Annotated in this window: 24 protein-coding genes and 1 pseudogene; 7 read left to right on the top strand and 18 right to left on the bottom strand. The window is 72.8% G+C overall.

Annotated elements, in window-relative coordinates:
- Positions 1 to 434: 434 nt before the first annotated feature.
- The 9 genes and pseudogenes from H7344_RS21385 to H7344_RS17295 all read right to left on the bottom strand — a co-directional run.
- Positions 435 to 620, bottom strand: a pseudogene (locus H7344_RS21385) (CHC2 zinc finger domain-containing protein); the annotation flags it as partial.
- A 28-nt stretch (positions 621 to 648) separates the two neighbouring features.
- Positions 649 to 1,563, bottom strand: coding sequence for a 2-hydroxyacid dehydrogenase (locus tag H7344_RS17330; protein ID WP_186347249.1), 915 nt, complete (start codon positions 1,561 to 1,563; stop codon positions 649 to 651).
- Positions 1,564 to 1,600: 37 nt separating this feature from the next.
- Complete coding sequence (locus H7344_RS17325; protein ID WP_186347248.1) at positions 1,601 to 2,878, bottom strand: deoxyguanosinetriphosphate triphosphohydrolase; 1,278 nt, start codon at positions 2,876 to 2,878, stop codon at positions 1,601 to 1,603.
- 75 nt (positions 2,879 to 2,953) lie between these two features.
- Positions 2,954 to 3,850 carry a hypothetical protein gene (locus H7344_RS17320; RefSeq protein ID WP_186347247.1) on the bottom strand — a complete coding sequence of 299 codons (897 nt, stop codon included), beginning with the start codon at positions 3,848 to 3,850 and terminating at the stop codon, positions 2,954 to 2,956.
- Positions 3,851 to 3,981: 131 nt separating this feature from the next.
- The gene (gene dusB, locus H7344_RS17315) at positions 3,982 to 5,127 is read right to left on the bottom strand and encodes a tRNA dihydrouridine synthase DusB (RefSeq protein ID WP_373286529.1); all 1,146 of its coding nucleotides are present in this window, start codon (positions 5,125 to 5,127) and stop codon (positions 3,982 to 3,984) included.
- A 44-nt stretch (positions 5,128 to 5,171) separates the two neighbouring features.
- Positions 5,172 to 6,212 carry a hypothetical protein gene (locus tag H7344_RS17310; RefSeq protein ID WP_186347245.1) on the bottom strand — a complete coding sequence of 347 codons (1,041 nt, stop codon included), beginning with the start codon at positions 6,210 to 6,212 and terminating at the stop codon, positions 5,172 to 5,174.
- Between the two features lie 32 nt (positions 6,213 to 6,244).
- Positions 6,245 to 6,940 carry a hypothetical protein gene (locus H7344_RS17305; RefSeq protein ID WP_186347244.1) on the bottom strand — a complete coding sequence of 232 codons (696 nt, stop codon included), beginning with the start codon at positions 6,938 to 6,940 and terminating at the stop codon, positions 6,245 to 6,247.
- Between the two features lie 26 nt (positions 6,941 to 6,966).
- Complete coding sequence (locus H7344_RS17300; protein ID WP_186347243.1) at positions 6,967 to 8,382, bottom strand: glycine--tRNA ligase; 1,416 nt, start codon at positions 8,380 to 8,382, stop codon at positions 6,967 to 6,969.
- A gap of 74 nt (positions 8,383 to 8,456) precedes the next feature.
- Entirely contained in the window at positions 8,457 to 8,774 is a 318-nt protein-coding gene (locus H7344_RS17295) for an antibiotic biosynthesis monooxygenase family protein (protein WP_186347242.1), read from the bottom strand.
- A gap of 63 nt (positions 8,775 to 8,837) precedes the next feature.
- On the opposite strand from H7344_RS17295, the gene H7344_RS17290 reads away from it, so the two are divergent.
- From H7344_RS17290 to H7344_RS17275, 4 genes are read left to right on the top strand one after another with little or no spacing between them, the layout of a single operon-like run.
- The gene (locus tag H7344_RS17290; protein WP_186347241.1) at positions 8,838 to 9,830 is read left to right on the top strand and encodes a metal ABC transporter substrate-binding protein; all 993 of its coding nucleotides are present in this window, start codon (positions 8,838 to 8,840) and stop codon (positions 9,828 to 9,830) included.
- A complete protein-coding gene (locus H7344_RS17285; RefSeq protein WP_186347240.1) occupies positions 9,827 to 10,615 on the top strand; it encodes a metal ABC transporter ATP-binding protein in 789 nt (262 codons plus the stop codon). The genes H7344_RS17290 and H7344_RS17285 overlap by 4 nt, the downstream gene beginning before the upstream one ends.
- A complete protein-coding gene (locus H7344_RS17280) occupies positions 10,612 to 11,616 on the top strand; it encodes a metal ABC transporter permease (protein ID WP_308423366.1) in 1,005 nt (334 codons plus the stop codon). Before H7344_RS17285 ends, H7344_RS17280 begins: the two co-directional genes overlap by 4 nt.
- Positions 11,617 to 11,672: 56 nt before the next feature.
- A complete protein-coding gene (locus H7344_RS17275) occupies positions 11,673 to 12,071 on the top strand; it encodes a Fur family transcriptional regulator (RefSeq protein WP_186347239.1) in 399 nt (132 codons plus the stop codon).
- Between the two features lie 125 nt (positions 12,072 to 12,196).
- Here H7344_RS17275 and H7344_RS17270 read toward each other — a convergent pair whose 3' ends face one another.
- From H7344_RS17270 to leuA, 7 genes are all read right to left on the bottom strand, one after another.
- Complete coding sequence (locus tag H7344_RS17270; protein ID WP_186347238.1) at positions 12,197 to 13,354, bottom strand: HNH endonuclease signature motif containing protein; 1,158 nt, start codon at positions 13,352 to 13,354, stop codon at positions 12,197 to 12,199.
- Positions 13,355 to 13,688: 334 nt separating this feature from the next.
- Complete coding sequence (locus tag H7344_RS17265) at positions 13,689 to 14,573, bottom strand: sensor histidine kinase (RefSeq protein WP_186347237.1); 885 nt, start codon at positions 14,571 to 14,573, stop codon at positions 13,689 to 13,691.
- Positions 14,501 to 14,938 carry a hypothetical protein gene (locus H7344_RS17260; RefSeq protein ID WP_186347236.1) on the bottom strand — a complete coding sequence of 146 codons (438 nt, stop codon included), beginning with the start codon at positions 14,936 to 14,938 and terminating at the stop codon, positions 14,501 to 14,503. The genes H7344_RS17265 and H7344_RS17260 overlap by 73 nt, the downstream gene beginning before the upstream one ends.
- A gap of 114 nt (positions 14,939 to 15,052) precedes the next feature.
- Positions 15,053 to 15,820, bottom strand: a complete 768-nt coding sequence (locus H7344_RS17255; protein WP_166193506.1) for an isoprenyl transferase — start codon at positions 15,818 to 15,820, stop codon at positions 15,053 to 15,055.
- A 35-nt stretch (positions 15,821 to 15,855) separates the two neighbouring features.
- Positions 15,856 to 16,584, bottom strand: coding sequence for a DNA repair protein RecO (gene recO, locus H7344_RS17250; protein ID WP_186347235.1), 729 nt, complete (start codon positions 16,582 to 16,584; stop codon positions 15,856 to 15,858).
- Positions 16,585 to 16,602: 18 nt separating this feature from the next.
- The gene (locus H7344_RS17245; protein WP_186347234.1) at positions 16,603 to 17,472 is read right to left on the bottom strand and encodes an alpha/beta fold hydrolase; all 870 of its coding nucleotides are present in this window, start codon (positions 17,470 to 17,472) and stop codon (positions 16,603 to 16,605) included.
- A gap of 94 nt (positions 17,473 to 17,566) precedes the next feature.
- Positions 17,567 to 19,309 (bottom strand): 2-isopropylmalate synthase, encoded by a 1,743-nt coding sequence (gene leuA, locus H7344_RS17240; RefSeq protein ID WP_229707206.1) that lies wholly within the window; start codon positions 19,307 to 19,309, stop codon positions 17,567 to 17,569.
- A 202-nt stretch (positions 19,310 to 19,511) separates the two neighbouring features.
- Here leuA and H7344_RS17235 point away from each other — a divergent pair, with 202 nt between their 5' ends.
- Positions 19,512 to 19,997 carry a flavodoxin family protein gene (locus H7344_RS17235; protein WP_186347233.1) on the top strand — a complete coding sequence of 162 codons (486 nt, stop codon included), beginning with the start codon at positions 19,512 to 19,514 and terminating at the stop codon, positions 19,995 to 19,997.
- 199 nt (positions 19,998 to 20,196) lie between these two features.
- Positions 20,197 to 20,481 (top strand): hypothetical protein, encoded by a 285-nt coding sequence (locus H7344_RS17230; RefSeq protein ID WP_222130811.1) that lies wholly within the window; start codon positions 20,197 to 20,199, stop codon positions 20,479 to 20,481.
- Between the two features lie 99 nt (positions 20,482 to 20,580).
- On the opposite strand, the gene H7344_RS21300 is transcribed toward H7344_RS17230, so the two are convergent.
- Positions 20,581 to 20,946 (bottom strand): ANTAR domain-containing protein, encoded by a 366-nt coding sequence (locus H7344_RS21300; protein ID WP_186347232.1) that lies wholly within the window; start codon positions 20,944 to 20,946, stop codon positions 20,581 to 20,583.
- A 101-nt stretch (positions 20,947 to 21,047) separates the two neighbouring features.
- The gene (locus H7344_RS17220; RefSeq protein ID WP_186347231.1) at positions 21,048 to 22,958 is read right to left on the bottom strand and encodes a SpoIIE family protein phosphatase; all 1,911 of its coding nucleotides are present in this window, start codon (positions 22,956 to 22,958) and stop codon (positions 21,048 to 21,050) included.
- A gap of 234 nt (positions 22,959 to 23,192) precedes the next feature.
- Between H7344_RS17220 and H7344_RS17215 the strand changes: the two genes are divergently transcribed.
- Positions 23,193 to 23,990: a sigma-70 family RNA polymerase sigma factor gene (locus H7344_RS17215; RefSeq protein ID WP_186347230.1), complete on the top strand. Its 798-nt coding sequence runs from the start codon at positions 23,193 to 23,195 to the stop codon at positions 23,988 to 23,990.
- Positions 23,991 to 23,992: the final 2 nt, after the last annotated feature.

Below are 23,992 nucleotides of genomic sequence, written 5' to 3'. Positions count from 1 at the left end.
TTGGGGAACCACTTGAGCATCGCGAGGTCCTTGGGCGGACAGAGCAGCGCCATGCTGCCGGTGCCGCTGCGCGTCCCGTCACCGTAGGTGAAGCCGTGGGCGATGCCGAAGGGCGACGGCGTCGTGCGTTGTATGCGCGAGCGAGGGAACTTCGGGACCAGCCGGTCACCCGGCTTCAAGTCCTTGGTGAGCACCTCCCGGTGCCCACTGCCGTTGTCAGTGCGAACGAACCAGCGGTGCTCGTCGGTCGCATGAAGGTCCTTCACCTGGCGATTGCGGCCGACGGTGATACGCATCAGCGGTTGGACGCCGTACGACTTGAACGGCGCCTCGATCCAGTTGCCGCGAACGCCGAGGATGCGGTGGGTGCCCCCGGCCAGGTCCGCGATCGGACGCGGCCCGTCGTATGTGAGGACCCGGGTCTCGCCGGCCAGGCAGTGGAAGAACCCCCGGCTCGGCGTGACGTGGAACGACGGGGACTTCTCGTCGTGGAAGGGGCACAACCCCTTCATGGAGCCGCCACCGGCGTTGCGGAGCGTGACGTGCTCGGCGACCACGTCATCGATGCGCGCCTTCTCGCGCACCTCGGCGATGCTCTCCTCGCGGATCAGGCCTGCCACGAAGCCGATCCTAGGTGCCGCGGCGCGATCAGTACTCGCCGGTCATCAGGTTGTGGAGAGGCTCGCCCGCGGCGTACCGGTGCAGCTGGTCGCGCACCAGCCGGTGGGCCCGCGGCCACATCGCGCTGCTCGCCCCGCCGACGTGCGGGCTGACGAGCAGCCCCGGCGCGTCCCAGAGCGGGCTGTCGGCCGGCAGCGGCTCGGTCTCGGCCACGTCGATCGCCGCGCGGACGCGACCGGAGTGCAGCGCGGCGACCAGGTCGTCGGTCACCACGACGGCTCCGCGGGCGACGTTGACGAGCAGCGCGCCCTCCTTCATCCGGGCGAGGAAGTCGGCGTCCACCAGACCGCGCGTGGCGTCGGTGAGCGGCACGACGAGGATGACGACGTCGGCGTCGGGCAGCAGCGCCGGCAGATCCTCGACCGGGTGCACGCCGTCGCGGGCCGTGCGCGCGACGCGGACGACCTCGACCTCGAACGGCAGCAGCCGGGTCTCGATCGCCTCGCCGATCGCGCCGTGGCCGACCAGCAGGACCTTCCGGTCCGCGAGCGCCGGCCGCCAGCCGGGCGTCCACTCGCGACGGTCCTGGGCGCGGACGAAGTCCGGGATGCCCCGCAGGGACGCCAGCACCAGCGCGAGCGTGAGCTCGGCGGTCGAGGTGTCGTGGATGCCGCGGCCGTTGCACAGCGCGACGCCCTCCGGCACCCGCGAGCGCACGTTGTCGACGCCGGCCGAGAGCAGCTGCACCACCTCGAGGCCGCGCATGCGCGGCAGCACGTCTCCGATCGCCGGCCCCATCTGGTACGGCGGCACGTAGAACCGCACGTCCTCGACCGAGTCCGGGACCTCCTGCGTCGGGTCGACCACCTCGTAGCGCAGACCCGCCGGCGGGTCGCCCAGCTCGGCGGGGTCGAACGGCAGCCAGACGAGTCGGTCGGTCATGGTCGCCGACGCTACCGCTGGCCCTTCAACCGGCCGGTCAGTCCCCGGCGCCGACCAGCCTCGTGTGCCAGGCGACCGCGCTCGCGTCGGTCAGCGACGCCACCTGGTCGACGACGACCCGCAGCCGTGCGGCGTCGTCGGCCGCCTCCCGCCAGTCGTCCGCGAACGGCCGCTGCAGGCCGTCCGGCCCCCGCTCGACCAACGCCGCGACCAGCCCGGCCAGCAGCGCGCGCTGCCGGTCCATCAGGGCCACGCGGTCCTCGGCCTGCATCACGTAGCGCGCGGCGATCCCCTTGAGCACCGCCATCTCCAGCCGGGTCGCCTCGGGGACGACCAGGTCGGCGCGGTAGCGGACGAACGGCCCCTCCCCCGCGGCGTACGTCGCGTGCTGCACCGCGCCGCAGAACCGGCCGATCAGGTCGCTGGTGAGGTTCTTCAGCGCGGCCAGCCCGCGCCGGCTGCCGTCGTAGGGCGCGACCGGCCAGGACCCCTGCGTCCGCAGCCCGGCGAGGACCTCGTCGAGGCGCGCGTCGTCGACGTCGGGGACGTACCAGTCGCGGACCGTCTCCCAGACCGCGGCGGTGTCGAGCCGGGTGAGGTCGACGCGGCCGGCGACGATGCCGTCCTCGATGTCGTGCACGGAGTAGGCGACGTCGTCGGCGAGGTCCATCACCTGCGCCTCGAGGCACTTCCGCTCCCCGGCGGAGCCGGCCCGCATCCAGTCGAAGACCGGCCGGTCGTCGGCGTACACCCCGAACTTGCTGACCTCGCGCGGCGACCCGTCCGCGTGGTGCCCCTGGGGTGCCTCGGCGCGCTCGCGCGGCCACGGGTACTTCGTGCAGGCGTCGAGCGTGGCGCGGGTCAGGTTCAGCCCGACCGACCGGCCGGCGGCGTCGAAGGTCTTCGCCTCGAGCCGGGTCAGCAACCGCAGCGTCTGGGCGTTGCCCTCGAACCCGCCGCACGGCCCGGCCAGCTCCGCCAGCACCCGCTCGCCGTTGTGCCCGAACGGCGGGTGCCCGAGGTCGTGCGCCAGCGCCGCGGTCTCGGCGATGTCCGGCTGGCTGCCCAGCGCCCGGGACAGGTCGCGGGCGACCTGGGCGACCTCGAGGCTGTGGGTGAGCCGGTTGCGCACGAAGTCGTCGGACCGGGGGTCGACGACCTGCGTCTTCGCCGCCAGCCGCCGCGACGCGGCCGCGTGGACCACCCGGGCCCGGTCCCGCTCGAACGCGGTGCGCTCCGGGGCGTCGACGCGCTTCGGCGGCTCCGGGACGAGCCGCTCGCGGTCGGCGTCGTCGTACAACTCCTCGGTCGTCATGTCGGGGGCGAGCCTAGGGCCCGCCACCGACGGAGTGACGACGGCGGAGTGCCGACGGCGGAGCGAGCGCCGGGATCAGTACGTCGTGACGTGGACGTGGTCGTAGTGGTTCGCCGTGGCCGAGCCGCGGTCCTCCATCGCACGCCAGCCCTCGCCGGAGCGCTCGACCGACCAGATCTTCTGGGCGTAGATGAGGTAGGAGATGCCCAGCTCGCCGTAGTTCGCGCGGAGGAACTCCGCGATCTCCCAGCCAAGGTCGCCGCTGACCATGATGTCCAGCGCGATGCCCTGCGAGTGCTCCCCGTCGCTGCGGAAGTCGCCGTACGAGGTGATCTGCGGGAACGCCGAGCAGACCGCCTGGTGGACCGCTGCGACGTTCGGGCTGACACCGGCGGAGACCGACGTGCCGTTGGTGCAGGTGCCACCGACCGCGGGCTTCGCGGAGCCGGCTTCCTCCACCGACTCGACGGCCTCGACCTCGGGCTTGTCCGCGACCAGGTAGCCGGCGCTCACCCACCGGGAGCGGCCCTCGACGACGACCTCCTCGCGGCCCCACAGGGTGCGGCCGGTGACGAGCACCTTGGTCAGCTCGTCGAGGAGGCCGACCTTGCGGGCCTTCTCCCCGGGCTCGCTCCACAGGTTCAGCGCCTCGGTGGTCCACCGCTTCTGGTCCGCCTCGCGCACGGCGCGGCGGGTGGCCGCAGCGGCCATCATCCGCTCCGCCTTCGTCGGCTCGCGTTCGATGCGGTCGGAGGTACGGGAGACGACCGGCTGGCGCTCGAACTCCATCGAGGGACCGGGGACGGCGGCCTCACGAGCGTTGGCGGTCACCAGCTCGGTCGGCGAGGGTGCCCCGACGACACCGAGGGTGACGGCGCCGGCGGTGGCGAGGAGGGCGATCGGCGCCGCCACGAAGGCGGCCCGGGGCTTGCGGCGGGCATTGGTGTCCCGCTTGTGGCGGTGGTCTGCCACAGCGCTGATCCTTTGCAGTTGCGTACATGGGACGGCCGGTCAGCTCGTCGCTGGACCGGCACGGCCTCCACCGTGACACACCTCGGCGCCACTGCGTGAAAGTTGAACGGCAAAAGTTGCTGTGTGTCCAGTCACCCGCCGGAGCCGCTGTCGGCGTCCTCCGCAAGCACGCAGCCCAGCCCGTCGGTCTCGTCGAGCCACCCCTCGGGGAGCACGACCTTCGACCGCGGCGAGCCCTGCCGGCCGCGCGGCGCACCCAGCTCGGAGGCGGGGAACGGCTCGTCGGGGTCGAGCTCGGCGAGCAGCCGGTCGAGCGCGGCGAGGCTGTCGACCAGGCCCAGCGAGCGGCGCATCTCGCCGCCGGCGGCGAAGCCCTTGAGGTACCACGAGACGTGCTTGCGGAACTCCTTGCAGCCGCGCTCCTCCCCCATGTGCTGGCACAGCAGCTCGGCGTGGCGGCGCATCATCGCGGCCACCTCGCCCAGGGTCGGCAGGGTCGCGACCTGCTCGCCGCCGAACGCTGCGGCCAGGTCGCGGAAGAGCCAGGGGCGGCCCAGGCAGCCGCGGCCGACGACGACGCCGGCGGCGCCGGTCTGCTCGACCATCCGCACCGCGTCGGCGGCCTCCCAGATGTCGCCGTTGCCGAGCACCGGGATGTCGACGGACGCGGCCAGCTCGCCGATCGCGTCCCAATCGGCCTCACCGGAGTAGGCCTGCGCGACGGTGCGGCCGTGCAGCGCGATCGCCGCGGCGCCGGCCTCCTGGGCGATGCGACCGGCGTCGAGGTAGGTGAGGTGGTCGTCGTCGATGCCCTTGCGGGTCTTCATCGTGACCGGCACGTCGTAGGGCGTGGCTGCCGCGACCGCGTGCTCGAGGATCCGGCCGAGCAGCCCGCGCTTCCAGGGCAGCGCACCGCCGCCGCCCTTGCGGGTGACCTTCGGGACCGGGCAGCCGAAGTTGAGGTCGATGTGCGCGACGCCGTACTCCGCGCAAAGGATCTCGGCGGCCTTGCCGACGTAGACCGGGTCGGTGCCGTAGAGCTGCACCGAGCGGGTGGTCTCCAGCTCGTCGAAGACCAGCATGTCGCGAGTGTGCTGGTCACCCTCGACCAGGCCGCGGCTGGTGATCATCTCGCAGACGTAGAGGCCGGCGCCCTGCTCGGCGCACAGGCGGCGGTACGCCGCGTTGGTGATGCCGGCCATCGGCGCGAGCACCACGGGGGTGTCGACGCGCAGCGACCCGAGGGTCAGCGAGGAGGGCAGCGGCATGGGGTCCATTCTCCGGCGGGCCCGCCGGGCGGCCCAAATCGTCCTGGCCGGCCTCAGCGGGGCACGGCGCCCTGCACCGCGAACCCCCACTCGCGGCGGTAGCGACTGGCCCGGGCGCAGGCGGCGCCGCCCGCCACGGCGTCCACGACACAGCGGACCAGCACGTATCCCTTGCCGGGCACCCCGGAGAGGTGGACCAGCGCGCCACCGTCCTTCTCGAACCACACCCGGTCGCCCGTCTGGTGGGTGAGCCGGCGCGTTGCGAGCAGGCGTCCGTCGGCCACGCGGCGTACCTGCAGGTCCTCGTGGCGGGTGGTCGGCGTGTGCGCGACGCCGGCGACGAGGGTGCCGTCGGCCGACACCGCGCTCGGCAGGAACGCCGCGTCCCACGCGGGCACCCCCGGCTCGGTCAAGGACGTCGGACCGTGACGCCCGACGGCCGTCTCGACCAGCGCCAGGTCGTGCTTCGGCGCGACGACCGCGCTGCGCCCGTCGACGCAGGTCAGCCGCTCCTGCTCGTCCCGTCCCGGGTCGGGCGGGACCCACGCGCAGGTGCGGTCGGCCAGCGCGATCCGCACACCGCCGCCGTCCCACCGCAGCGCCCTGCCGACCTCGCCCGGGAACGTCCGACGGGCGACCACCCGACCGTCCAGGGCGTGCACCACGCCGAGCGCCCCGCCGTCGCGGTCACGGGTCCACCGCAGCACCCGGGTGCCGCGGTACGAGGACAGGTACGACGTGCCGCCCGCGCGGTCCCACGCCGTCGCGACCCCCGAGGCGCCGCCGCGGCCGCCGACGGCGTACAACCGCACGGACGTCTGGCGGTGCTGGGCCACCAGCCAGCCGCTGTTCGACGGGCCCACCAGCCGCAGCTCGTGCGCCGGGTCGCGGGGCACCTCGATCCGGCGCTCGGTGCCGTCGCGCAGGTGGAGCAGCGCGGACCCGCGCGGCCGCTCCAGCCGCTCGACCCACGCGAGCCGGGCATCCGGCCCGCGCGGCAGGTCGGCGTCGGGCGCGGCGACAGGGGCGGCGACCGCAGGCGCCGCCCCACCGACCAGGGACAGGGAGAGCAGTGCGAGCAGGAACGGCCTCATGCCTGGTCCGACGCTCGGCGGGGCCGGTCGGTTCAGCCCCGCTGGTTGTTCTTGCCCTTGCCCTTGCCGCCCGCCTTCTTGACCTTCTGCAGCTCACCGGTCCAGGTGACCGGGTTGAACTCCTGCGTGGGGCGGAAGCTCACCGCCGTCAGGTCGCCCTTGTCCGGCGCGAGGTAGACCAGGCAGACCTCGGCCTTCTTGCCGGGGCCGAACTTCTTCGGCAGCGGCGCGCTCGGGCACGGGTCGAAGCGGCTCGCGAACGACGAGTGCTCGATCAGGGTGTTGTTGCCGTCGACGATGTAGAGAGGCTGGAGCCGCCGGCCGCCGAGGTTCGTCTCGCCGGCGTTGGTGACGGTGGCCCGGACGAAGTACGGGCTCGAGTTCCTCGTCGCCTTGTCGAGCTGCCACCCGCTGAAGGACTCCTTGAACGACGTCCGCTCCAGCCGGTCGACGCGGATCGACAGCACGCCGACCTGGTCCTGCTTCGGCTCGTAGGCCACGACGGCCTCCTCGCCGACCTCCAGCTCGCTGCCCGGCGGGGTCAGCTCGACGTCGTCCGGCACCGGGAGGTACGGCGTCGCGCTCGCCGACGCCGTGCCGGCGCTGCTGGACGGCGAGCTGCTGCCCTCCGCGTCCGGCTCGTTCCCGGAGTCGTCGGAGCAGGCGGTCAGCAGCAGGCTGCCGGCGAGCAGGCCGGCGAACGCGGCGCGGGTGCGGAGGGGACGCATGCCCCGATTGTGCACGGAGCCCCTGGTCAGCAACCGACGAATCGCTGCGCGAACCATCCGGTCACCTGGTCCAGGCCGACGCGCTCCTGCTCCATGGTGTCGCGGGAGCGGACGGTCACGGCGTGGTCCTCGAGGGTGTCGAAGTCCACGGTGACGCAGTACGGCGTACCGATCTCGTCCTGGCGGCGGTAGCGGCGGCCGATCGCGCCGGAGTCGTCGAAGTCGATGTTCCAGCCGGCGCTGCGCAGCTCCGTCGCGAGGTCCTTGGCCTTGGGCGAGAGGTCGGCGTTGCGGCTCAGCGGCAGCACGGCGACCTTGACCGGCGCCAGGCGCGGGTCGAGCCGCAGCACCGTGCGCTTGTCGACGCCGCCCTTGGTGTTGGGCGCCTCGTCCTCGGTGTAGGCGTCGACGAGGAACGTCATCAGGCTGCGCGAGAGGCCGGCGGCCGGCTCGATGACGTAGGGCGTGTAGCGCTCGTTGTTGGCCTGGTCGAAGTACGACAGGTCCTGCCCGGAGTGCTGGGCGTGCGTGGAGAGGTCGAAGTCGGTGCGGTTCGCGATGCCCTCGAGCTCCCCCCACTCCGAGCCGGTGAACCCGAAGCGGTACTCGATGTCGACGGTGCGCTTGGAGTAGTGGCTGAGCTTCTCCTGCGCGTGCTCGTAGTGGCGCAGGTTGTCGGGGTCGATGCCGAGGTCGGTGTACCACTGCGTGCGCTGGTCGATCCAGTACTGGTGCCACTCCTCGTCCTCGCCCGGCTTGACGAAGAACTCCATCTCCATCTGCTCGAACTCGCGGGTGCGGAAGATGAAGTTGCCCGGCGTGATCTCGTTGCGGAAGCTCTTGCCGATCTGGGCAATGCCGAACGGCGGCTTCTGGCGGCTCGAGGTCACGACGTTGGCGAAGTTCACGAAGATGCCCTGCGCGGTCTCCGGGCGCAGGTAGTGCAGGCCGGTCTCGTCCTCGGTGACGCCGAGGTGGGTCTTGAGCATCCCGGAGAACTGCCGCGGCTCGGTCCACGCCCCGCGGGTGCCGCAGTTGGTGCAGGCGACCTCGGCGAGGTCGACGGAGTCGGGGTCGGCGCTCTGCCCGGTCTTCTTGGCCATCTTCTCCGCGTACTCCTCCTGGAGGTGGTCGTAGCGGAAGCGCTTGTGGCACGACTGGCACTCGGTCAGCGGGTCGTTGAAGGTGTCGACGTGGCCGCTGGCCTCCCACACCTGGCGCGGCAGGATGATGCTGGAGTCCAGGCCCACGACGTCCTCGCGCATGGTGACCATGGACTTCCACCACTGGCGCTTGATGTTCTCCTTCAGCTCCACGCCGAGCGGGCCGTAGTCCCACGCGGAGCGGGTGCCGCCGTAGATCTCGCCGCACGGGTAGACGAAGCCTCGCCGCTTGGCGAGGGAGACGACGTGGTCGACGGTGGTTGCTGGCGGCTTGGCCACGGGGAACCTCTCAAGCGGAACTTCTCAGGCGGGGCTGCAGGGTGCTGCAGGGGGCTCTCGGATCGAGCGAGCGGTCAGCCTAGCGAGCGAGGAACGCCCGTGTTGAGGACGGTCCCCGGGTCGACCGGCTCGTAGGCGCTCGGCTCGTCGAGGGCCCTGCTGAGCACGGGCACGGCGTCCAGCTTCACGTCGTACGACGACAGCGCGCGGCGGTAGGCACCGACGTTCTCCCAGGTGGTCGTCAGCACCCACAGGGTCGGGTCGTCGACGTTGCGGCCGATGCGGCCGGCGACGTAGCCGGCGCGTGCGGCGAGCGTCTCGTGCGCCCGCTGGAGGTCCGCGCGGAACCGCTCGTCGCCCTCGGGCACGCGGAACCTGTTGACGACCAGCACGCGGCCGAGCCTAGTGCCCCCCCGAGTTGACAACCGTTCTCAGCCAGTCTGAGAATCGTTCTCATGAACTTTTTCCGTCCCGCTCTTGCCACCTTGGTCGCCGTCTCGCTCACCGGGTGCGCAGCCCTCACCGGCGAGGACGAGCCCGCGAGCAGCGACGGCTCGGGGACGGTCGCCGCCGCGCTCTACCCGTTGGCGTACGTCGCCGAGCGGGTCGCCGGCGACGCGGTCGACGTCGAGAACCTCACCTCCCCCGGCGGCGAGCCGCACGACCTCGAGCTCGGCGTCCGCGAGACCGCCCTCGTCACCGACGCGGCGCTCGTGGTCCACGTCAGCGGCCTGCAGCCTGCCGTCGACGCCGCGGTCGCCGAGAACGCCTCCGGCGACGTGCTCGACGCCGCCGACGTCGTCGACCTGCTACCCGTCGAGGACGACGAGCACGCGCACGAGCACGGGGAGGAGCACGGGGACGAGGAGCACGCGGACGAGGAGCACGCGGACGAGGAGGGTCACGAGGGCCACGAGGGCCATGACCACGGCGACCACGACCCGCACTTCTGGCTCGACCCGCTCCGGATGGCCGAGCTCGGCGACGCCTTGGCCGACCGGCTCGCCGACCTCGACCCCGGCGGCGCGGAGACGTTCCGGGCGAACGCGGCCGACCTGCGGGCCGACCTCGAGGAGCTCGACGCGGAGTACGCCGCCGGGCTGGCCGGGTGCGCGCGGGACACGGTGGTCACCAACCACGACGCGTTCGGCTACCTGGAGAAGTACGGCCTCCACCTGGTCTCCATCACCGGCCTCTCCCCCGACGCCGAGCCGAGCCCGGCCGCGCTGGCGGACCTGCAGGAGCTGATCCGGGAGGAGGGCGTGACCACCGTCTTCTCCGAGTCGCTGGTCAGCCCGAAGACCGCCGAGGTGCTCGCCGACGACGCCGGCGTGGGCACCGCCGTCCTCGACACCGTCGAAGGCCTGACCGACGACACCGAGGACGAGGACTACGGTTCGCTCATGCGTCGCAACCTGGCCGCCCTGCAGGAGGCGAACGGCTGTTGAGCACCACCTCCCCCGTCGTCGAGCTGCGGGACGGCGCCGTCGCGATCGCCGGGCGACCGATCCTGCGGCACGTCGACCTCACCGTCCGGCCCGGTGAGTTCCTGACGCTGCTCGGGCCCAACGGGTCGGGCAAGTCGACGCTCGTGCGCGCGCTGACCGGCCTGCGACCGCTGACGCTCGGCTCGCTGTCGCTCTTCGGCACGCCGATCGCGGAGTTCCGCGACCACCACCGGCTGGGCTTCGTCCCGCAGCGGGCCAGCGCCGCGAGCGGCGTGCCCGCCTCGGTCGCCGAGGTCGTCGCCTCCGGGCGGCTCACCCGGCGTCGCCTGCTCCGGCCCGCCGGCAGGGCCGACCGGGCCGCGGTCACCTCCGCGCTCGAGCTGGTCGGCCTGGCCGACCGGGCCCGGGACAGCGTCGCCACGCTCTCCGGCGGCCAGCAGCAGCGGGTGCTCATCGCCCGCGCGCTCGCCGGCGAGCCGGAGCTGTTCTTCCTCGACGAACCGACCGCCGGCGTCGACCTGCCCAACCAGCGCGCGCTGGCCGAGGCGCTCGGCACCCTGTCGAGCACCGGCAGCACGATCGTGCTCGTCACCCACGAGCTCGGCCCGCTCGCACCGCTCGTCGACCGCACCGTGGTCCTCCGCGACGGGCGGATCGTGTACGACGGCGCCCCGCTCCAGCTCGACGACGCGCACGGCCACCACCACCCCGACCCACGGCGTACCGACCACCACCCCGGCGTCGTCGCGCCGCTCGACCGGACCGGAGAGGACGCGGACTGGTGATCGACCTCCTCGGCTACCCCTTCATGCAGCGCGCACTGATCGCGGCGTTCGTGACCGGTCTCGCGGCGCCGGTGATCGGCACCTACCTCGTCCAGCGCCGGCTGGCCCTGCTCGGCGACGGGCTCGGCCACGTCGCGGTCACCGGGGTGGCGCTCGGCCTGCTCACCGGCTTCGCGCCGACCTGGACCGCCGTCGTCGTGGCGGTGCTCGGCGCCATCGCCATCGAGGTGATCCGAGAGCGCGGCAGCACCAGCGGCGACCTGGCGCTGGCACTGCTGTTCTACGGCGGTCTCGCGGGCGGCGTGATGATCACCGGCCTGGCCGGGCAGAGCGCGGCGAAGCTGCAGCAGTACCTCTTCGGGTCGATCACCGCCATCTCGGTCACCGACGTGTGGTTCACGATCGGGCTGGCCGCGCTGATCCTGTTGCTCGGTGTCGGGCTGCTGCCCCAGCTGTTCACCGTCGCCCAGGACCAGGACTTCGCGAAGGTCGCGGGGCTCGACGTCCGCGCCTACAACCTGCTGGTGGCGGTGCTCGCCGCCGTGACCGTGACGATCGCGATGCGCACCGTCGGGCTGCTGCTCGTCTCGGCGCTGATGATCGTGCCGGTCGCGGCCTCGCAGCAGCTGGCGCGGTCGTTCCGCGCCACGCTCGGCGGGGCCGTCGTCGTCGGCGCCGGCGCCGGGGTCGGCGGCCTGCTGCTGGCCGGCTGGATCTCGGTGCGCCACGACGCCTCGGTCGCGCCCGGGCCGACCATCGTGCTGCTGGCGCTCGCCTGCTTCGTCGCGACGTGGCCGGTGGGCGCGTGGCTGCGGCACCGGGACCGGCTGCGCCAGCCCTTCCCCGCCGGCGCGGTCGCGCCGCTCGAGGCGACCGACCACGACGACCACGACCACGGACCGGCCTGCGGCCACCTCGCGGTGCCGCACGACGACCACGTCGACTACGTGCACGACGGGCACCGGCATGCCCGGCACGGCGAGCACTACGACGAGCACTGACGACGAGCACTGACGACGGGCACTGACGCACCGACGGACCCTGACGGGAGCAGCGCATGACCGAGCAGACCCCTCTCCGCCCGACCCGGCAGCGCCTGGCCGTGGCCGAGGCCCTCGCCTCCGTCGACGACTTCCGCTCCGCGCAGGAGATCCACGACCTGCTCGGCCGCCGCGGCGAGCCCGTCGGCCTCGCCACCGTCTACCGCACCCTCCAGCGCCTCGCCGACGCCGGCGAGGTCGACCTGCTGCGCACCGAGGACGGCGAGGCCGTCTACCGCCGCTGTTCCGGCACCCACCACCACCACCTGGTGTGCCGCACCTGCGGCGCCACCGTCGAGGTCGAGGGCCCCGCCGTCGAGCGCTGGACCCGCAGCATCGCCGGCGAGCACGGCTTCACCGACGTCAGCCACACCCTCGAGATCTTCGGCACCTGCCGCACCTGCTCCGCCGGCTGAGCTCTCCGACCGCTGGTCGAGCAGGCGAGATCGCGGGGCGAGCAGCGAGCCCTGGCGAGCGTCGCCGAGACCCGGCGAGGAAGACAGTGCGCGTGGGGCCGCTCGTCAGGCGGGCGGGTCGGGGTCTAGGTCCGCATGTGGAAGGTGACCTGGTTGTCCGGGTGGATCGTGGTCTCGAACCTGGGGTCGTGGATCCGCGCGTGGTGGCGAGGGCACAGCAGCCGGGCCCTGTCGAAGTCCGTCCGTCCGCCGGAGAACCAGCTGTCGTCGTGGTGCGCGTGGCACAGGTGAGCCGGCCAGTCACACCCGACCGCGGTGCAGACCCGCTGGGTGATGACCATCCCGAGACGTTGTGCTCCGGTGAACAGCCGGGCGGCGCGGCCGAGGTCGAGCAGCTCGGAGCGGCTGCCCAGGACAGCAGGGATCAACCCCGCCTCGCACGCCATGCGTCGGGCCAGGGAGGCGGAGATGGGTTCGCCGGTCTCGAGGACCGCGCGGCCGATGTCGCTCTTCAGGCCGGTGAAGTCGAGCAAGACGATGATCGAGGCGTTGAGCCCGCCCAGCTTCGGCAGCTTGTGAGCGGGGAGGCGCTCGATGAGCTCGCAGAACGCGTCGCCCAGGCGTTCGGGTGACGGCCGCCGCTCCACCTGCTCCTCGCCGGACTTCACCGCCGCCTGGTGCTTCGGCGCGGCGAACGCGACGAGCATCTTCTTCAGCATCGCGCCCTGCATCGTGGGGATGGAGAACTTCCCGCGGTAGCTGCCCTTCCCGTCCGGGCACATCGTCAGCCACGCGTTCGCCCGGGCCTCTCGCTCCTCCCGCTCCAAGGCGCGGGCGTCGCGTTCCTCACCGATCTCAGGAGCAACCACCGTCAGGACGTGCTTGGCCAGGATCGCCAGCGATCGCGGGTCCAGGTCGAGCGCCTCGTGCAGCAGGTGCTTCTCGGCTCGCTCGGGGATCGAGTCGTCGTCGAGGTCTTTCGGGAGCCGGTCGACGCACTCGGTGATCACCTTCGCGTGGTCGATGCTGATCGCGCCTTCAGCCAGAGCCGCGGCCGTGGGCGCGTGGCGGTCAAGGGACTCCGCGAGCCTCATACGCCGCTTCGCGGCGGGCCGGTCCTGGCGGGTCTCGTGGCCCCACCAGGACGCGGTGCCGGTCGCGCCGACCTTGTCGCCCACCGCCCTCCGGTCGGCCTCGGCTGCCAGCTTCAGCTCGAGCGCCTCGACCTGCGCGCGCAGCCGAGTGGCCTCGAGCAGGGTCTTGGAGACCTCGTCGTCGGACATCGTCCACAACTGCGCGCCTGCCGCGGAACAGGTCTTCTTGCGGGACTTCGCGACCGCGCGACACACCGGGTGCGCACTGTGTCGGGAGTCCCTGGCCATGGGTCTACTCAAGCAGCGACCACCGACAGTGACGGCACTGTTTCACGAGGTCAGACCACTATTCGGACAGAAACTTCAACAACCTTCGCGTTGAGTTCGCCGGCCGTGAGCCGGGAAGCGGCCGCGACCCACGGCGTACCTCGTCCTTGCTGCTCCTCACCCGCAACCACCCACGGCCTGCAGGCCGAAGGTCGGCTGGCAGGGGTCTCGTCAACGGTCGGCCTGACGGCCCTCCTCAACCAGCGGGGGCGGGGGCGCGGGCGGTGGAGCCGAGAGGGAGGCGCACGCGGAAGGTGCTGCCGATGCCGAGCTCGCTGTCGACCTCGATCCGGCCGCCGTGGGCCTCGACGATGCCGCGGGTGATGCTGAGATCGAGGCCCACGCCCTGGATCGAGCGGTCCTCGGCGTCGCGGGAGCGGAAGAAGCGGGTGAAGAGCCGGTCGCGGTCGGCGGCGGAGATGCCGATGCCCTGGTCGGCGACGGTGAGCTCGGCCCGGCCGTCCTCGACGGCCAGGGAGACACAGACCTCGGTGCCGCTGGGGCTGTACTTCATCGCGTTGGTGAGCAGGTTGTCGACGACCTGCTCGATGCGCTGCCGGTCCAGCAGCATCGACAGCGCGGGCGGGGCGGCGAGGTCGAGGCGGATGCCCGCGGCGCGGTACGCCGGGCGGGCGGCGTCGACGCAGTCGCGGAGCAGGCCGGCCAGGTCGCACGGCGTACGCGCCATCCCGACCGGGCCGGCGTCGATCTGGGCGGTGTCGAGCAGGTCGCTGATGAGCCGGAGCAGCCGCTGGGCGTTGCGGTCGACGACCTCGAGCTGCCGCGTGGCCTGCGGTGCGAGCCCGTCGTCCTCGAGCAGCATCTGCACGTAGCCGACGATCGAGGTCAGCGGGGTGCGCAGCTCGTGGGAGACCGAGGCGACGAACTCGTCCTTGACCTCCATCGCGCGCATGAAGTCGGTGACGTCCTTGTAGGCGAGCGCCGCGCCGGCGAAGCGCCCGGCCTCGTCCCGCACCGACCGCGCCGAGACCGACAACGCGCGCTGGGTCAGCGGGTCGTCGCCGGCCCAGATGCGGCAGTCGTCGAACTCCTCCCCCTGCGCCGCGCGGTACGTCGGCATCGACTCGCGCGGCAGGAGGGTCGACCGGTCCGCGTCCAGGACGTGCCCCACCTGACGGGCCGCCCCGCGTGGCCGTCCGGGTAGGCGAGGGCCATGAAGTCCTCGTGCCGGCGGTTGATCGCGACGTACTCCCCGTCCCGGCCGAGCAGCACCAGCCCGACGTCGACCGTGTCGAGCGTGGCCTCGGAGACCCGCCGCTGGTGCTCGACGGTCTCCATGGCTCGCCCGACCTGCTCCATGCCGCCGGCGATGGCGAGCGCGGCGATGGTGGCGACGACCGGGATGATCACCGAGCGGGAGAGGAAGATGCCGTCGGCGCCGGTGTAGACGAGTCCCGGGACGGTGACCAGCGCGACCGTGGCCACCCCGGCGACGGCGGCCCCGCGCCGGCCCAGCAGTCGTCCGAGCCACAGGGCGGGGAGGACGACGAGGAGGCCGGAGCCCCCGTCGGGGTCAGGCGAATCGTCAGGTGCGGCGCGTCAGCGCGCTCCGCCGTACCGCCGGTCGCGCCGGGCGTACTCCTCGATCGCGGCCCACAGGTGCCGCCGGTCGACGTCGGGCCACAGCACGTCGGAGTAGACGAGCTCGGCGTACGCGGCCTGCCAGAGCATGAAGTTCGAGAGCCGCTGCTCCCCCGAGGTCCGCCACACCAGGTCGGCGTCGGACTGCTCGGGGACGTAGAGGTGCTTCGCGAAGGTGCGCTCGTCGACCTTGCGGGGGTCGAGCCGGCCGGCGGCGACCTCCTCGGCGATCCGGCGGGCGGTGTCGGCGAGCTCGGCGCGGCCGCCGTAGTTGACGCACATGGTCAGCGTCAGCACGTCGTTGTCGCGGGTGAGCTCCTCGGCGACCTGGAGCTCCTTGATGACCGACTTCCACAGCCGCGGCGCCCGCCCGGCCCAGCGCACGCGGACGCCGAGCTCGTGCATCTCGTCGCGGCGCCGGCGGATGACGTCGCGGTTGAAGCCCATGAGGAAACGGACCTCGTCGGGGCTGCGCGACCAGTTCTCGGTGGAGAAGGCGTAGGCCGAGACCGCCTTGACTCCGATCTCGATCGCGCCCTCGACGACGTCGAACAGCGAGGACTCGCCCTCCTCGTGCCCCTTCGTCCGCGGCAGGCCGCGCTCCTTGGCCCACCGGCCGTTGCCGTCCATGACGACGGCGACGTGGCGCGGGACGAGCTCCTTCGGGAGCTCCGGGGGCCGGGCACCCGAGGGGTGCGGCGTGGGCTGGCGGACGGCGCGCTTCACGGCGGCGAGCCTAGAGGGCGCGCCGGGGGGACAGGTCACCGCTCGACGTGCTCCATCGAGCGCAGGGCGCGCTCGAGGTGCCAGTGGAGGTACGCCGCGACCAGGCCGCTCGCCTCCTTCAGCTGCCGGGGCTCGGCCGCCTCGACGGTCTCCCAGTCGCCCGCGAGGAGCGCGCCGAGCAGCGAGAGCGTCTCGGCCGCCGGCGACGCCGACCCCGGCACCCGGCAGGTCGAGCACAGCACCCCGCCCATCGACGGGTTGAACCAGCGGTGCGGGCCTTCCAGACCGCAGCGCGCGCAGTGCTCGAACGACGGCGCGTAGCCGGCCACCGACAGCGACCGGAGCAGGTAGGAGTCGAGCACCTGGCCGGGTCGCCGCTGGCCGGTCGACATCGCCCGCAGCCCGCCGACGAGCAGCAGGAACTGCTGGAGCGAGGGCTCGCGCTCCTCGGCGGCCAGCCGCTCGGCGGTCTCGAGCATCACGGTGCCGGCGGTGTAGCGGTCGTAGTCGAGCCCGATGCCGGAGTGGAACGGCGTCAGCGTCTCGGCCTGGGTGATCGTGTCGAGGTTGCGCCCCTCGGCGAGCTGCAGGTCGACGTGCGTGAACGGCTCGAGCCGCGACCCGAAGCGCGAGGTCGTGCGGCGTACGCCCTTGGCCACCGCGCGGACCCGCCCGTGGTGTCGGGTCAGCAGGGTGATGATGCGGTCGGCCTCCCCCAGCTTGTGGGTGCGCAGCACGATCGCCTCGTCGCGGTAGAGAGGCACCTCTCCATTGTGCGCGACTCAGGAACCGGTACGACGCCGCCGCCCCGTCGTGCGCCCCGTCGAGCGCCAGCAGCCGAGCGCGAAGCCGACCGCCGCGCGGTCGAGCCGCTCGGGGGCGACCCGCCACTCGAGGATCGACCGGGCCTTGACGAAGGTCGCCTGAGGCAGCTCCCCCGCCAGCATCGCCGCGTCGGCGGCCGGGTGCACCGGGTCCGCGGGGTGGCCGACGACCAGCGCCGGCACCTGGATCCGCCGGCGGTCCTTCGACGGCGGCGCCATCCGTCCGAAGAACAGGCCGTGCACGACCGCGGCGAGCGAGTCCGCGCGCTGGTCGAGGGTGTCGAGGACGATCCCGGCCCAGAACGGCACGATCCCCCGCGGCACCGGCCGGGTCAGCCGCCGGACGGCGGTGACGGTGACGGGCAGGAACCGTGCGGCCATCAGCAGCGGGGCGAAGGTGAGGATGCCCGCCTCGACCGCGTTGTCGAGGACCGGCATCTCGCAGATCAGTCCCCGCACCCGCTCGGGCGCGAGGACCGCGGTCTCGAGGGCGATGTTGGCGCCGATCGACGTGCCGCCGACGACGGCCTGGGCGGCGCCGAGGTGGTCGAGCAGCGCGACCACCTGCTCGGCGAACGCGGTGACGGAGTAGACGAGCGGGTCGGCCGGGCGGTCGGAGCGGCCGTGCCCGAGCAGGTCGATGGTGACGACGTGGAGCCCCTCGGCGGCCAGCCGGCGGGCCAGCGGCGCGTGCATCCGGCGCGGCATGAGCTGTCCGTGGACGAGCACCACCCAGGAGTCCCCGGCGCCGTACTCGGTGTACTCCAGCCGGTCGCGCCCGGTGTCGCCCTCGACGAAGAACTGCCCGATCCGCTCGGAAACCAGCATGCGAGGCACAGTAGTCCAGGGCGGCCGGGCCGCGACCGGACCGGACCGGACCGGACCGACGGACGGCGCGACGACGGGCCGGAGGCGCGGGGGCTCAGGCGCGGTTGACGGCGCTGACGACGGCCTTGAGCGAGGCGGTGACGATGTTCGGGTCGACGCCGATCCCCCACAGGACCTGGTCGCCGACCGCGCACTCGACGTACGCCGCGGCGTAGGCGTCGCCGCCGGCCGACAGCGCGTGCTCGGCGTAGTCGAGCACCCGCACGTCCCAGCCGCGCTCCTCGGCGACCTCGAGCCCGTTGATCGCATCGACGAACGCGGCGATCGGGCCGTTGCCGGAGCCCTCGAGCGTGCGCATCTGCCCGTCGACGTACACGTTGACGGTGAGCTGGTCCTTCTCCCCCGCCGCCGACGAGGTGTGCACCGAGTTGAGCTTCAGCGGCGCCTCGCGGTCGAGGTACTCCGCGCGGAAGACCTCCCAGATCGCGTCGGGCGTCATCTCGCCGCCCTGGGCGTCGGTGCGCTCCTGGATGACCCGGCTGAACTCGATCTGGGCGCGGCGCGGCAGGTCCAGCTTGTGCTCGTTCTTCAGCACGTAGGCCACGCCGCCCTTGCCGGACTGGCTGTTGACGCGGATGACCGCCTCGTAGGTGCGGCCGACGTCGTGCGGGTCGATCGGCAGGTACGGCGCCTCCCAGGGCAGCTGCTCGACCGGGACGCCCTGCTCGGCGGCCTGGCGGTCGAGGTCCTCCAGGCCCTTCTTGATCGCGTCCTGGTGGGAGCCGGAGAACGCCGTGTAGACCAGGTCACCGGCGTAGGGGTGCCGCGGGTGGACCGGCAGCTGGGTGCAGTACTCGACCGTGCGGCGGACCTCGTCGATGTCGCTGAAGTCGATCTGCGGGTCGATCCCCTGGCTGAACAGGTTCATGCCCAGCGTCACCAGGCACACGTTGCCGGTGCGCTCGCCGTGGCCGAACAGGCAGCCCTCGACGCGGTCGGCGCCGGCCATCATCGCCAGCTCGGTGGCGGCGACGGCGGTGCCGCGGTCGTTGTGGGGGTGCAGCGAGATGACGGTGTGCTCGCGCCGGGTCAGCTGGCGGGAGAACCACTCGATCTGGTCGGCGTAGACGTTGGGCGTCGACATCTCGACGGTCGCCGGCAGGTTGAGGATGATCTCGCGGCCGTCCTCGGGCTGCCACACGTCGGTGACGGCCTCGCAGACCTCGGCGGAGAACGGCAGCTCGGTGGCGGTGAAGATCTCGGGGCTGTACTCGTAGCCGATCACCGTCGTGTCGAGGTAGCTCTCGACGTTCTTCATCACCGCGTTGGTGCCGCGGACGGCGATGTCCTTGATCTCGTCCTTGCTCGCGCGGAAGACGACGCGGCGGAAGAGCGGCGCGACGGCGTTGTAGAGGTGGATGTTGGCGCGCGGCACGCCGACCAGCGACTGGACGCTGCGCTCGATGAGGTCCTCGCGGGCCTGGGTCAGCACCGAGATCGTGACGTCGTCGGGGATCCGGTCGCCCTCGATGAGCTGGCGCACGAAGGAGTAGTCGGTCTCCGAGGCGGCCGGGAAGCCGACCTCGATCTCCTTGTAGCCCATCTTCACGAGCAGGTCGAACATCATCATCTTGCGCGCCGGGCTCATCGGGTCGATGAGCGCCTGGTTGCCGTCGCGCAGGTCGGTGGAGAGCCACCGGGGCGCGTGCGTGATCGGGTTCGACGGCCAGGTCCGGTCGGGCAGGTCGACCGGCGGGAACGCTCGGTAGCGCTCGAACGGCATGCCGCTCGGCTTCTGCTGGGACTGCTGGCGGGCCGGGATGTCCTGCTGGGTCATGGGAGCAACCTCGTGCTGTCTGCTGGGGTGGGGCCTGGGTGGCCCAGGGGGCGCCGGCCGCGCGAGCACTCCGCAGCGAGGGGGTCCGGCTGGGCTCAGACCTCGCTGCGGCAGCGAAGGAGGAGGTGCTGACGCATCATGACGCCGCCACGATAACCCACGGTCCGCGCCGCTCGCCCGCTGGGGTTCCTAGGCTCAGGACATGGCCCGCCTGCTCGTCGTCCACCACGTCCCCACCACGACCGTCCGCTCGCTCGCCGACGCGGTTGTCGCCGGCGCCTCCGACGACGCGATCGAGGGCGTGGACGTCGTCGTCCGCGCCGCGCTCGAGGCGACGGCCGAGGACGTGCTGGCCGCGGACGGCTACGTGCTCGGCACGCCCGCGAACTTCGGCTACATGAGCGGCGCGTTGAAGCACTTCTTCGACACGATCTTCCTCCAGGCCGGCGGGGCGCTGGCCGCCGACGGGTCCGCCGGCGCGACGGGCGGCGACAAGCGACCGTTCGGGCTGTGGGTGCACGGCCGGTACGACACGACCGGCGCGGTCCGCTCAGTGCTCTCCATCGTCGGCGCGCTCCCCTGGCGTCAAGCCGCGGACGTGCTCGAGGTGATGGGCGACGTCGGCGAGCCGGAGCAGGCGGCGGCGTACGAGCTCGGCGCCACGGTCGCGGCGCTGCTCGCGCCCTGACCGGGCCCCTGACCGGGCCCCTGACCGGGCCCCTGACCAGACCCTGCTCAGGCCAGTGCACGGATGTTCACCCTTTCGGGGGAGGAAGCACGCCATGCGCCCGGGCACCTGACGGTCGCGCTCGTCGACGGGCGTTTTCCCCGCACGCCGTCCGGCACGTCGACCTCGAGGGCCGGACGCAACCAGAAGGAGCATCTGCATGTCCACGCACACCCCTGACCAGCACCGCACCGCACCCCGCCGCATCAGCACCGAGACGAAGGCGTCGGTCAAGACGACCGAGCTCATCGCCTATGTCGCCGCGGTGATCGGCGTGCTGATCGCGTCGGCCGTCGTGGACGCCTCCGACTTCGGCGCCCAGGAGGCCTGGTTCTACGTGACGCTGCTGACCATCGGCTACATGGTCAGCCGCGGTCTGGCGAAGTCCGGCAGCCGGGACTTCTACGACGACGACGACCGCAGCGCGGCCCCGCACCAGCACTGAGCGTCGGGCTGCTCGCCGGCCCCCACGACGTACGACGACCGCCCCCGCGCTGCTGCGCGGGGGCGGTCGTCTGTGCTCGAGGGCCGGTCGGCCCGGCGATCAGCCGCCGTTGCGCTCGTCGACCAGCTGCTGGGCGATGTCGCGCAGCTTGAGATGGCCGTGCGAGGACGCGCGGACGAGGTAGTCGAAAGCACGGTCCTCGTCGATCTGGTAGCGCTCCATGAGGATGCCGAGCGCCTGCCCGATGACCTTGCGCGAGCGCAGCGCCTGGTTCAGGGTCTCCCGCTCCTGCGCATGGCCGAGCGCGATCGCGGCATGGGCGGCGAACAGCTCGGCCGAGGCCTTCGCCTCCTCCGAGATGTCCTCGGAGCTGGTCGAGTAGAAGTTGAGGCTGCCGAACGCTCCGTCCTCACCGACGTGCAGAGGCAGCCCGAGCTGGGACTTGAGCCCCCGCCCGACCGCCACCGGGACGTACCGGGGCCAGCGCTGGTCGTGACGCAGGGCAGTCGCGCGATGTCCCTCGACCGTAGCCCATGCACTGCCGCGTGGGTCCTTCCAGCGGAGCCTCAGGTGGTGGTGTACGGCAGCCGCACCATCTCGAGGACGTGCTGCGCCGGCGAGCCGAGCGGAGCCACCAGGGACAGACCCCCGAGCGGGACCCCGTTCGCCGGCGCCATCGCCTCGTAGAGCACCTGCACACCGGCGCTGGCCAGCAGCGTCACGCCGGTCATGTCGACGACCAGGTCAGCGGTCCCGCCGTACGACGCGTGGGCCAGGCGGCGGCGCAGCTCGTCGGTGGCGCGGTGGTCGACGGTCCCGGTCAGCACGAGGGTGCCCGGACGCTCCTCGATGACCAGCGGCTCCCGACCGGCCGCGGCCGCACCGGAGGCGGTGAGCATGCCGACCGATCGGGTCGGCCGCAGCCGGAGCCGCGCGGTCGTGCCGTGCTCGTCGTGGTGCAGCTCGAACTCGTCGGTGAACCCGCGCGCCATCGCAAGTCCGCGGCCGCGCGTGCTCGGCCGGCCGGGGGTCCGCCACGTGCCGCTGTCAGCGACCACGACGTCGACGACGCCCTCGTCATCGAGGTGGGCCGTCAGCCGGACGACCGCGTCGGCGCGGCGGGTGGACTCGGGGTAGGCGTGCTCGCAGGCGTTGGTGACGACCTCGCCGACCGCGTGCTGGAGGGCGACCTCGTCCAGCGGACCGACCTGGAGCTCGTCGAGCCACTCGGCCAGCTCCGCGCGGACCACGCGCGGGGTGTCCGGCATGGCCGGGTAGGTCAGCTCGAGGTCCGGCATCGGCTGCACGAGCTCGGCGGCCAGGACGGTGACGTCGTCGGCGACGCCCGTAGCACCCGCCAGCCGCTCGATGGACTCGCGGCAGATGCGGTCCGGCACGCGCTCGTCGATGCGCTCGAGGTCCGGGCCGGCCAGCACGGCCTCCCGCACGACCTCGGCCAGGTCCAGGGTGCACTGAGCGACGGTGCGCCCGGGGCGCTCGACGATGCCGTCGCTGTACATGACGAGCACGTCGCCCTCCTGGAGGCGGTGCTCGGCCAGTTCGAACGGCAGGCCGGAGGCCAGCGGCCCCGCGCCGGACGCCGGCAGGAACGTCGTCTCCCCGTCCGGGCCGACCACCATCGGCGGTGGGTGCCCGGCGGTGCAGTAGACGAGGTCGCCGGTCTCCGGGTCGAGCACCGCGGCGCAGACAGTGGCAGCGCGCGCGGGCGGCACCCGACGGGCGCGTGAGTCGAGCAGCTCCAGGGCCGCCTCGATGTCGCCGTCGAGCCGCGCCCGCTCCTCGAAGAGCGCACGCAGCTCGCCCATCGCGACCGACGCCCGGACGCCGTGCCCCACGACGTCGCCGACCGCCAGGACCAGACGGCCGTCCTCGAGCGCGACCGCGTCGAACCAGTCGCCTCCGGCGACCACGCCCTCGTCGGCGAGCAGGTAGCGGGCGGCCAGGCGGATGCCGCGCGGGATGGGGACGCCGCCCGGCAGGAGTGCGTCCTGGAGCGCGACGAGCGTCTGGTCGCGGGCCGGCTCAGCAGCAGGGGCAGCGGGGGCGGCAGGGGCGGCGGGGGCGGCCGGCGCGGCGGAGCGCCGGGCCGGGCCGGCCAGCGCCTGGACCACGACACCCAGCAGGTCGCCTGCGTCGTCCCGCCAGGGCGCGAGGCTCAGCGTCAACGTCCCGGCGTCGTCGAGCGCGAGCTCGCCGGAGCGGGCATCTCCGGTCTCGTGGACCGAGCGGACCAGGTCGAGCAGCTCACCACCGGGTCCGCCGTCGTCGCCGGCAACGAGGCAGTCGACGGTGCGGTCACCGAGCACCGCCCGGCCGGCCTCGTTGACGTCGGCCAGGCGCAGGTCCGGACCCCGGAACAGCGCGAGGAGGCCCGGCGCCTGGGAGAAGGCAGCCGACCGGTCGGTGTCGTCGTACGACCCGTCCATGGCGTCCCTTCGCTGGTGCTGCTCGTTCATGGCCCTCCTGTGCCCACTTACCTGCGTCGGTCACCCGCAGCAGAGGCCAATCCTCACAGGTCTTCCTGACCCGTGCCGCCGGTTCCCGGCAACGCGTCCGACACACGCGGTCCCCGTCCGGTCGGCACCCCCACCACCCGCAAGGGTGAGGTTCACAGCGTCGCCGACAGGGTTATGTGGAGGACGTACCCGCTGAGCACTCGGCGGCGTACCCCTCCACTCGGGACGGTTCCCATGACGTCTGCCCACACCGCCACCCAGCCGGCCACCCGACTGCCCCGCGCCGAGCGTGCCGCCCGCACCGAGGACCTGCTCGAGCGGCTCCGCGCCGCCGACGGCGACGCGCTCCGCGAGGATCTGCACCGCGAGCTCGTGCTCGTCAACCGGGGCGTCGCCGAGGCCGTTGCCCGCCGCTACCGCGGTCGTGGTCTCGCCGACGACGACCTCGTGCAGGTGGCGTACGTCGGGCTGGTCAAGGCGGTCGCCCGCTTCGACCTCGACCGCGGCCACGACCTGCTCACCTTCGCCGTCCCGACCATCCGCGGCGAGCTCACCCGGCACTTCCGCGACCACGGGTGGATGGTCCGGCCGCCCCGCCGGATCCAGGAGCTCCAGGGCCGGCTCGGGCGCACCCTCGAGGAGCTCGGCCAGAGTCTGGGGCGTGAGCCCACCGAGGACGAGCTGGTCGCGGCTCTCGGCACCACCCGCGAGGAGTACGACGAGGCCAGCCGCGCCTGGGGCTCCTTCACGCCCAGCTCCTTGGACCAGCCCGTCGGCGACGAGGGCACCAGCGCCCTGGGCGACCTGCTGCCGGACGAGGCCGGGGAGGACCCACTCGCCGCGAGCGACGCCCGAGTCGCGCTGGCGCCGATCGTCCGCTCCCTGGGCGAGCGCGACCAGCGCATCGTCTACCTACGCTTCTTCGAGGACCGCAGCCAGGCGGAGATCGGCGAGGACATCGGGGTCAGCCAGGTGCAGGTCTCCCGGCTCATCGGCCGGATCCTCGACCGGATGCGGGCCGAGCTGAGCTGACC

The organism is Nocardioides deserti (assembly GCF_014266025.1).
GTDB classification, from domain to species: Bacteria; Actinomycetota; Actinomycetes; order Propionibacteriales; family Nocardioidaceae; genus Nocardioides; species Nocardioides deserti.
This window is presented reverse-complemented; position numbering and strand designations above follow the sequence as displayed.